Here is a 9,705-nt window from a genome sequence, read left to right as displayed (position 1 = left end):
CCCCGCCCACGGACATCGCCCGGCCCTCCGCGACTCCACCGGCTCGGCCCCCGGCCCGGGTGCCGAGCCGGGCGCCCGGCCCCGTCTCTCGGCCGAGGACCTGCTGGCCGCCCGGGACGCCCTGGCCCCGTTCGGCCGGCTGAGCCGGCAGGAGCCCATCGAGTGGGCCGCCGAGGAGCCCCTCGCCCCGGACCTGGCCGACTTCTACCGCTACGTGGGGCCGGAGTGGCTGGAGATCGACACCCTCGGCCTGCCCGTGATGTTCTTCCCGCTGGACCGCCTGTGGGACGAGCAGGCCGGATACCGGTGGAACCACCGCACCGGTGCGCTGCTGGTGGACTGGAACGACGACTGGACGGTGGTGGCCAAGCAGGGCGCCGACCCGTTCATCCACGCGGCCTCCACCGGCCAGGTGCTCATGGCCCCGGGAGACGAGGGCTGGGAGGACCGCCTGGACGAGCCGCGACCGGTCTTCCGCGACCTCACCGAGATGACCCGCGCGCTCGCGGCCGTGGGCACGGCGTGGGCGCGCTTCGACGACCCGTTCACCGCCGACTGGCACCTCACCGAGGAGGTGACGGCCGCCGTCGTCGCCGGCCTGGAGGGGGTGCTCGGCGCCCACGACCGCGCCGTGGACCTGGCCCGTGCCCTCGGCTACCTCGGCGCCGTCTGAGCGTCGGCGCCGACACAGACAGTCCCACCCCGCCGGCGCCCGTCGGAACGGGAGCCGAGCGCCCTTCCTACACTGGCCGCATGAGCACCGCCCCCGCCCTGCCCCCGCTGCCCGGCGCGCCGGGCGGTCCCGCCCTGCCGAGCGTCGAGGAGCTGCTGGCCGACGCCGTCGCGGTCGCCGTGCCGATGCGCGTGCGGTTCCGCGGCACGGACCTCCGCCACGCCCTGCTGCTGCGCGGCCCGGCGGGCTGGGGCGAGTTCTCCCCGTTCCCGGAGTACGGTCCACACGAGAGCGCCGCGTGGCTCGCCGCCGCGATCGAGGCCGGCTGGCAGGGCTGGCCCGCCCCGGTCCGCGAGACCATCCCCGTCAACGCCACCGTGCCCGCGGTGGACGCGGACGACGTCGAGGCCGTCCTGGCCCGCTACGGCGACGGCATCACCGCGGTCAAGGTCAAGGTGGCCGAGCACGGACCCGAGGGCGGTCTCGTCCCCGGCGGCCGCGAGGCCGACCTGGCCCGCGTGCGGCGCGTGCGCGCGCTGCTGCCCCACGCGCAGGTCCGCGTCGACGCCAATGCCGGCTGGACGCCCGCCGAAGCCGTGGACGTGCTCACCGAGCTGGCCGACGTCGGCCTCGAGTACGCCGAGCAGCCCGTGCCCGGCATCACCGACCTCGCGGAGGTCCGCGCGGAGCTGCGCGCCCGGGGCGTCCCCACCCCGATCGCCGCGGACGAGGCGGTCCGCAAGGCCGAGGACCCGCTCGCCGTCGCGGCCGCCGGGGCCGCGGACCTGATCGTGGTGAAGGTCCAGCCGCTCGGGGGCGTGCGCCGCGCCGCGGCGATCGTGGCGGCCGCGGGGCTGCCCGCGGTGGTCTCCTCCGCGCTGGACACCTCCGTGGGCATCGCCGGCGGCGCCGCGCTCGCCGCCTGCCTGCCGTCCCTGCCGCACGCGTGCGGGCTCGGCACCGCGGCCCTCTTCGAGCACGACGTCGTCGCCCCGGCCTGGCGCCCACGCGCGGGGGCCCTCCCGGCGCCGGGGGAGCGGGCCCCCGCCCCCGACCCGGAGCTGCTCGACCGCGTCCGGACGGACGGGGCGCGGCAGGCGTGGTGGGCCGACCGCGTGCGCGCGGCCCACGCGGTGCTGGCCGCGCAGGGCTGACGGGCCCGCCCTGTCCCCGTCGGCGCGGGGCATGTGAGCCGGATTACAGCACGTCGACGGGACGAAATCCGGCGGCCGGGAAGAGTTCAACTCGCGGCCACCTGGGTGTGGCTCGCCGCTCGGAGCGAGGGGCCAAGGTGATGGCGGCCCCGGCCGGTCTCACCCCCGGGGTCGCCTCCGGCCCGGCACCGGAGCCCGAACCATCCCCACGACGCGAAGGACCCCGTCATGCTGAAGCGCCTCCTCCCCATGGCCGGCCACACCCGTGGCAACCGCTCCGCCGTCACGTGCGAGCTCAAGTGCGGCAACGCGTGCGCCCACCCGGTGCCCAACACCTCGGCGAACCCGACCTTCCAGCAGATCGCGGAGACCGCCATCTCGCGCCGCTCCGCCCTGGTCGGCGGCACCGGCCTCGCCGCCGCCGTCGTCATCGGCTCCCAGGTGGCCCAGGCCCCCGAGGCGCTCGCGGACAACGGCCGGCGCCCGACCGGCGGCGGCAAGCTCCCCTTCGAGCCCATCGCGCCGGTGACCCGCACCGTCGACACCATGACCGTGCCGGAGGGCTACGACTGGGGCACCGTGATCCGCTGGGGCGACCCGCTGTTCGCCGACTCCCCGGAGTTCGACATCGAGCACCAGACCGGTGCGTCGCAGGCCGCCCAGTTCGGCTACAACAACGACTACCTGAACATCATCACCGACGGCGGCAACGACCGCTCCGGCTACCTCGTCTCCAACCACGAGTACACCAACGAGAACATCATGTTCTCCCCGGAGTACATCGCCTCGAACTTCGAGGACGTCGTCAACGTCGGCCTCCAGGCCCACGGCCTGTCCATCGTGGAGCTCAAGTGCGCCAAGCGCGGCGCCCAGTGGGAGTACGTCCGCGGTGGCCGCCGCAACCGCCGCATCACCGGCACCACCGAGTTCGAGGTCCGCGGCCCGGCCGCCGGCCACGCGCTGCTCACGACCGTCGAGGACCCGACCGGCACCCGCGTGCTGGGCACCCTGAACAACTGCGCCGGCGGCACCACCCCGTGGGGCACCGTGCTCTCCGGCGAGGAGAACTTCAACCAGTACTTCAAGGGCCGCGGCACCGCCGAGGAGAAGCGCTACGGCATCTCCACCTCCGCCACCCGCCGTGGCTGGGAGAAGGTCCACGACCGCTTCGACCTGACCAAGCCCGGCTACGAGAACGAGGCCAACCGCTTCGGCTGGGTCGTCGAGATCGACCCCGAGGACCCGACCTCCACGCCCGTGAAGCACACCCTCCTGGGCCGCTTCAAGCACGAGGCCGGCACCGCCGTGATCTCCCCGTCCGGCCACGCCGTGGTCTACTCCGGCGACGACGAGCGCCACGACTACCTGTACAAGTTCGTCTCGGCCGAGAAGGTCCGCGAGGGCGACAAGAAGCACAACATGCGCCTGATGGACAAGGGCACCCTCTACGTGGCCAAGTTCTCCGGCGACTCCCCGGCCGCCCAGATCGACGGCAGGGGCACCCTGCCCTCGGACGGGGCCTTCGACGGCTCCGGCGAGTGGATCGCCCTGGCCGACGAGAAGACGTCCTTCGTCCCGGGCATGTCCCTGGCCGAGGTCCTCGTCTACACCCGCCTCGCGGCAGACAAGATGGGCGCCACCAAGATGGACCGTCCGGAGGACGTCGAGACCAACCCGGTCACCGGCAAGGTCTACGCGGCCCTGACCAACAACACCAAGCGCACCGCCGTGGACGAGGCCAACCCGGTCATCGGCAACCGCGACGGCCACGTCATCGAGATCACCGAGCGGGGCGGGGATCACACCTCCACCACCTTCACCTGGGTCATCCTGCTGCTCGCCGGCGACCCGGCGGTCTCCTCCTCGGCCTACTTCGCCGGCTACCCGAAGGAGAAGGTCTCCCCGATCTCCTGCCCGGACAACCTGGCGTTCGACTCCGAGGGCAACCTCTGGATCTCCACCGACGGCCAGCCCGGCACCATCGGCTACGCCGACGCGCTGCACAAGGTCACCCTCGACGGCGCCGAGCGCGGCCGCGTCCAGCAGTTCCTCGCCGTCCCCCGCGACGCCGAGACCTGCGGCCCCGTGATCCACGACCGCGACAACTCCGTGTTCGTCAACGTCCAGCACCCGGGCGAGGACGGCACCTGGGGCGCGCACACCTCCTACTTCCCGGACTTCCTGAGCCCGACCGGCCCGGTCCAGGTGGGCGACAAGGTCGCGGCCCCGCGTCCGAGCGTCGTCCAGGTGTTCAACGCCACCGGGAACAACGGCGTCGGCAAGGGCGCCGGCAAGGAGAAGGGCAACAAGGGCAAGGGCAACGGCAAGGGCAACGGCAAGGGTCCGAAGGGCTGACCCCCGCCTCCGCGCGGACCCTCGACGAGGCCGTCACGGCCGGCGCCACCGCGTCACCGTGGCGGCCTCGCCGCGTCCGGGGCCCGCCCGCGCCCGGGCCTAGACTGGTGGCCACCATGACCTCCGTCGACTCCCTCTCCGTGGCGCGCGCCGTCGCCACCGCCCTGATCGACGCCGGCATGCGGGACGCGGTGGTCTGCCCCGGCTCCCGCTCCGCCCCGCTGGCCTACGCGCTCGCGGCCCTCGAGCACGCCGGCCAGGTCCGCCTGCACGTGCGGGTGGACGAGCGTTCGGCCGGCTTCCTCGCCCACGGGCTCTCGCTGGCCTCGGGGCGCCCGGTGGGCGTGCTGACCACCTCGGGCACCGCCGTCGGGAACCTGGTGCCCGCCCTGATGGAGTCCTTCCACGCCGGCACGCGCGTGATCGCGCTGACCGCGGATCGTCCGCCCGAGCTGCACGGCACCGGCGCGAACCAGACCACGGACCAGAGGGACGTGTTCGGCACGCACGTCCGCCATGCCGCCTCCCTCGGCTGCGACGCGGCCGACGGCGTGGACACCGAGCAGCATCTGCGCCATGTGCGGGCCACCGTGCGCCGGGCCCTGCTGGCGGCCGAGGGGGTCGTCGCCGAGACCGATTCCGACGACGGCGCGCCCGGTCCGGTGACGATGGCCGAGGCCCCGGCCGGACCCGTCCACCTGAACCTGCACTTCCGCGACCCGCTCGTGCCGAGCCCTGAGGAGGCGGCCGCCATGGGCGCCGCCGCCGCGGCGCCGCACACCCCTGCTCCGGCCGTCGCCCCGACCGGCGCGAGCCCGGCCGCCGCCGCGTCGGCCTACCGGGCGCCCGGGGCGGTGCTCTCGGGGCTGCCCGAGCTGGACGTCGCCCGCCTGGACCAGCGGCGCACCGTCGTGCTGGCCTGCCACGGCGCCGGCCCCGTGGCTGCGGCCTTCGCGCTGTCCCTGGGCCTGCCCCTGCTGGCCGAGCCGTCCTCGAACGCGCGGTTCTCCGCCAACGCCATCGCCGCGTACCCGCTCCTGCTGGGCGCGGCCGGCGGGCGCGACGCGGACGCACACCCCCTGGCCGCCCGCATCCAACGGGTCGTGCTGTTCGGCCGGCCCACGCTCACCCGGACGGTCAACGCCCTGCTGGCCCGCCCCGACGTCGCCACGGCCCTGCACGCCCCCGAGCCCGCACCGTGGTTCGAGCCGGGCCGGCGCCGGGAGACGCCCGTGGAGACCCTCGAGGAGCTCGCCGCCTTCGCCGGGCAGGGCGAGCCCGGCTGGCTCGCCGCGTGGCAGCACGCCTCGATGCGCGCCCAGGCCGCCGTGGAGGACGTGCTCGTCACCACCGACGCCGGCGACCGGCTCAGCCCGCAGACGGTGGCGCACGTGAGCGCCGCCATGGTCCGGGGCCCGCTCGTGCTGGGCTCGTCCTCGGTGATCCGGGACGTGGACCTGACCTGGCGGCCCCCCTCGGCGCCGGACGCGGAGGTGTACGCCAACCGCGGGCTCGCCGGGATCGACGGGACCGTCTCCACGGCCGCGGGCGTCGCACTGGCGCGCGGACGGCGGACCGTGGCCCTGCTCGGCGACCTCACCGCCCTGCACGAGGCGGGCGGCCTGCTCGTGGGCCCCACCGAGACCGAGCCGGACCTCGACCTCGTGGTGCTCAACGACAACGGCGGGGCGATCTTCGCGAGCCTCGAACACGGGGCCGTGGCCGAGGCACCCGGCATGGCGGACCCGGTCGAGCGGCTCTTCGGCACCCCGCACGGCGTGGACCTGGCCGCCCTGGCCGCCGCGTACGGTGTCCCGCACACGCGGGTCACCGACCGCGTCGACCTCGTCCGGGCCCTGTCCGACCCGGTGCGCGGCCGGCGTCTGCTCGAGGTCCGCTGCGACCGCGCCGACCGCCCGCGCGTCGCCGCCGCCCTGGCCGCGGCGGTGCGTGCCACGTTCCCGCCCGCGTGCCCCGTCCCGGACCCCGCGCCGGACGCCGGCCCCGCCCACCGCCGAGCTCGCCGCCGAGGAGGCCCCCCAGTGACCGACACGCCGACGTCGCCCGCGCCCGACTCGACCTCCGCCGTCGTGCGCCGCGCCGACGTGCTGATCTCCGGCTGCGGCCCCGCCGGCGCCACCGCCGCCGCCCACCTCGCCGCGGCGGGGCTGGACGTGGTGGTGCTCGAGAAGACCGCGCACCCGCGTGAGAAGGTCTGCGGCGACGGCCTGACCCCGCAGGCGGTCCGGGAGCTGCAGCTGCTCGGCGTGCCCCACCGGGGCGAGCCCGGCGACGACGGCGGCTGGCGCGTCATCCGCGGCCTGCGGCTGCGCGCGGGCGAGCGCAGCGTGGACGTGCCGTGGGCGCCCACCCAGACCTGGCCGGACTACGCGCTCACGCGCACCCGCCGCGATTTCGACGCCCTCCTGGCGGACCTGGCGCGCACCCGCGGCGCCGAGGTCCGCGAGCGGCACGCCGTCACCGGCGTCGTGCGGGACGAGGCCGGACGCGTGGTCGGGCTGGACGCGGAGCTGATCGCGCCGAACGGCCGCAAGACCGGGGAGACCGCCCGCTTCACCGCGCCGATCGTGCTCGCGTGCGACGGCGTCTCCGCCCGTGCCGCCGTCTCCGCGGGCCTGCACCGCCGCGAGGACCGGCCCATGGGCGTGGCCGTGCGGGCCTACTACACCGCCGGCGCCGCCGTCGACGGGGCGATCCCCGCCCCGCCCGGCGACCGCGGGGAGTGGATGGAGTCCTGGCTGCGCCTGCCGGATGCCGAGGGCAACCCGCTGCCCGGCTACGGCTGGCTGTTCCCGCTCGCGGACGGCACCGTGAACGTGGGCCTGGGCATCCTGGACACCTCCCCGCAGTTCGGGAAGCTGGACTACCGCGGGCTGCTGAAGTCCTGGACCGGGGCGCTCACCGCGGACTGGGGGATCGCCGAGCAGACGCGCACCTCGCGGATCCTCGGCGCCGCCCTGCCGATGGCGTTCAACCGCACCCCCCAGCACGTGCCGGGCATGCTCCTGGTGGGCGACGCGGCCGGCATGGTCTCCCCGTTCAACGGCGAGGGCATCGGGTTCGCGATGGAGGCGGCCCGCCTGGCCGCGGACCTGGCGGTGCAGGCGCACGCGGCCGGGACCGACGGCGCCGCGGACGCGATCCTGTCCCGTTACCCGGTGATCACCCAGCACCTGTGGGGCCGACACTTCGCCCTCGGCGCCCGGTTCGCCCGCCTGATCGGCGATCCGCGCGTGATGAAGGCGGCACTGGGCGCCGGGATGGCCGCACCCCCGCTGCTGCGGGCCGCGGTGAAGGTCATGGGCAACACGGTGGACGCGCGGGGCGGCGACGCCGTCGACCGGGCCGTCCGCGTGCTCGAGGCGCTCACCCCCGCGCTGACGACCGCGGGCGGCGCGCCGTTGGGTAGGCTTGCCCGGTGACCACCGCAGACCCCGGCTTCGCCCTGCCCTCCGGCTTCGAACCCCTCGCCGAGCACGGCCGTGTCCTGGAGGTCGTGCTGACCGCGCTCGAGCAGGTCGAGGAGCAGCTGGACAGCGCCCTCGGCTTCGACGACCTCTTCTCCGACACCGCCGCCCACCACCTGCTGGCCGCCGGCGGCAAGCGGGTCCGTCCGGTCCTGACGGTGCTCGCCTCCCTCCTGGGCGACCCCGCCCTGGCCTCCGGCGAGGTCGCCGACGTGGACGCGCCCGCCCGCCAGGCCGCCGTCGTGATGGAGCTGACGCACCTGGCCACGCTGTACCACGACGACGTGATGGACGAGGCCCCCGTGCGCCGCGGCGCCCCCGCCGCCCACCGGCTGTGGGGCAACTCGGCGGCGATCCTGGCCGGCGACCTGATCTTCGCCCGCGCCTCCCAGCTCATGGCCGAGCTCGGCCCGCGGCCCGTGCAGATCCAGGCGGACACCTTCGAACGCCTCGTGCAGGGCCAGCTGTGGGAGACCCGCGGCCCGGCCGAGGGTGCGGACCCGATCGAGCACTACTACGCGGTGCTCTCCGGCAAGACCGGCTCGCTGATCGCCGCGGCCGGCATGCTCGGCGCGCTGCTGGGCGGAGCCGACGAGGCCGCCGTCCAGGTGATGCGCGCATACGGCGAGAAGGTGGGCCTGGCCTTCCAGCTCGCCGACGACCTGATCGACCTCACCGGCGACGCCGAGCGGATCGGCAAGGTCCCCGGCACGGACCTGCGCGAGCGCGTGCCCACCCTGACCACGCTGCTGCTGGCCCGCGCCGCGCAGGGCGAGGGGCCGGAGGCCGAGGACGCCCACCGGGTGCGCGCGCTCGTGGACGGGCCGCTCGACTCGGACGAGCAGCTGGCCGCCGCCGTCGCCGCGCTCACGGGCCACCCCGCCATCGACGAGGCGTGGGCGATCACCCGTGACTGGGCGGAACAGGCGAAGCAGGCGCTCACCCCGTTGCCGGACTCCGCCGTGAAGACGGCGCTCGAGGCGTTCGCCGACTACGTGGTCAGGCGCTCGGCCTGACGCCGCGGTCCGCGGCTCCGCAGCGTCGCCGCCGCGATCCGGGGAGGCCGCTCAGTCCAGGCGGGTCGGGGCGGGGTCCAGCGCGGCCGCGAGCTCCCGCGCCTTGCCGGCGCGGACCTCCGGGGCCACCGGGTGGCGCAGCTGCCGGTAGAGCATGTCCCCCTCGAAGCGCGGGAACACGTGCAGGTGGTAGTGCCACACGTGCTGGTTGCCGGCGGGCTCGTTGTGCTGGCGCGTGGAGACCCCGTCCGGGGCCCACGCGCGCTTCATGGCCAGCGCCACCTGCTGGGCCATCAGGGCGATGCGCTGCAGCACGCGCGGGGGCAGGTCGTAGAGGTTCTCGTAGTGCTCGGCCGGGCAGACCATGGCGTGGCCCTCGTGGTCGCCGAACCCGTCCACGGCGATCATCACGAGCAGGTCCTCGTCCTGGTAGACGGTGTCCCCGAGCTCGCAGCGGTTGCCCGGGTCGGAGACGTCGCCGGCCACGAGCCCGCAGAACGGGCAGACGTAGTCGTCCGGGGCGTGGGAGACCGGGGCGGGCGCGGTCACCGGTCCAGCCCCTCGTCGTCGTCCTCGGGGTCCTCGAAGGTCCACGCGAGCAGGTCCGTCAGGAACTCGCTGAAGGTGCCGCCCTCGTCCTGCCACTCGCCCTCGGGCGCGTCGGCGCCGGCGGAGCGCCGCCACACCAGCGGGTCCGGCAGCGCCAGGTTGTCCACCGGCAGGCCCCACACGACCGTCTCGTCCGCGTCCTCCAGGAACATGAGGAAGCCGTCCCGCACCTCGAGGTCCTCGGGGTCCCACACGTAGTGGTCCGTCTCCATGAGGTCGCCGCAGTTGCCCAGGGCGAGGTAGAACTCGCGCAGGGCGGCCGGGATCATGAGCCCGGCACCGAGCTGCTCCGCCGCGGGGGACTGGGCCAGTCGGGCGTCGACGTCGGCCGGGGAGAGGCCGTCGTCCTCGGCCCAGGCGTCGCCCAGCAGGTCCGGGACGAGCCGCTGGAAGGCCGGGAGGTACACGGG

The 9,705-nt window shown here is 75.4% G+C and carries 7 protein-coding genes and 1 pseudogene; 6 read left to right on the top strand and 2 right to left on the bottom strand.

Annotated features, from left to right (window positions below; translation table 11 throughout):
• The 6 genes and pseudogenes from J1M38_RS01645 to J1M38_RS01620 form a co-directional block, all read left to right on the top strand.
• The coding region (locus J1M38_RS01645; RefSeq protein WP_241246386.1) for a hypothetical protein at positions 1-673 on the top strand (673 nt) is incomplete at its 5' end.
• An 80-nt stretch (positions 674-753) separates the two neighbouring features.
• Positions 754-1,827, top strand: coding sequence for an o-succinylbenzoate synthase (locus J1M38_RS01640; RefSeq protein WP_206481600.1), 1,074 nt, complete (start codon positions 754-756; stop codon positions 1,825-1,827).
• 228 nt (positions 1,828-2,055) lie between these two features.
• Positions 2,056-4,182, top strand: a complete 2,127-nt coding sequence (locus J1M38_RS01635) for a PhoX family phosphatase (protein WP_206481601.1) — start codon at positions 2,056-2,058, stop codon at positions 4,180-4,182.
• Between the two features lie 116 nt (positions 4,183-4,298).
• Positions 4,299-5,987, top strand: a pseudogene (menD, locus tag J1M38_RS01630) (2-succinyl-5-enolpyruvyl-6-hydroxy-3-cyclohexene-1-carboxylic-acid synthase); the annotation flags it as partial.
• Between the two features lie 237 nt (positions 5,988-6,224).
• A complete protein-coding gene (locus tag J1M38_RS01625) occupies positions 6,225-7,625 on the top strand; it encodes a geranylgeranyl reductase family protein (protein WP_078025950.1) in 1,401 nt (466 codons plus the stop codon).
• On the top strand, positions 7,622-8,686 hold the full coding sequence (locus J1M38_RS01620; RefSeq protein ID WP_206482171.1) for a polyprenyl synthetase family protein: 1,065 nt from the start codon (positions 7,622-7,624) through the stop codon (positions 8,684-8,686). Before J1M38_RS01625 ends, J1M38_RS01620 begins: the two co-directional genes overlap by 4 nt.
• A 51-nt stretch (positions 8,687-8,737) precedes the next feature.
• On the opposite strand, the gene J1M38_RS01615 is transcribed toward J1M38_RS01620, so the two are convergent.
• Entirely contained in the window at positions 8,738-9,235 is a 498-nt protein-coding gene (locus tag J1M38_RS01615; RefSeq protein WP_060973947.1) for an HIT family protein, read from the bottom strand.
• Positions 9,232-9,705, bottom strand: a 474-nt coding sequence (locus J1M38_RS01610) for a hypothetical protein (RefSeq protein WP_206501155.1), incomplete at its 5' end; no start/stop codon positions are given. The genes J1M38_RS01615 and J1M38_RS01610, both read right to left, overlap by 4 nt.

The sequence above is a fragment of the Micrococcus sp. KRD070 genome, assembly GCF_017168435.1.
Taxonomy (GTDB): Bacteria; Actinomycetota; Actinomycetes; order Actinomycetales; family Micrococcaceae; genus Micrococcus; species Micrococcus luteus.
Note: the sequence above shows the minus strand (reverse complement) of the source record. Positions and strands in the feature narration are given on the sequence as shown.

What these genes read in the sequence shown, in the direction of transcription:
- J1M38_RS01635 (WP_206481601.1), top strand. Translation starts at nt 2,056, where the DNA reads ATGCTGAAGCGCCTCCTCCCCATGGCCGGCCACACCCGTGGCAACCGC.
- J1M38_RS01640 (WP_206481600.1), top strand. Translation starts at nt 754, where the DNA reads ATGAGCACCGCCCCCGCCCTGCCCCCGCTGCCCGGCGCGCCGGGCGGT.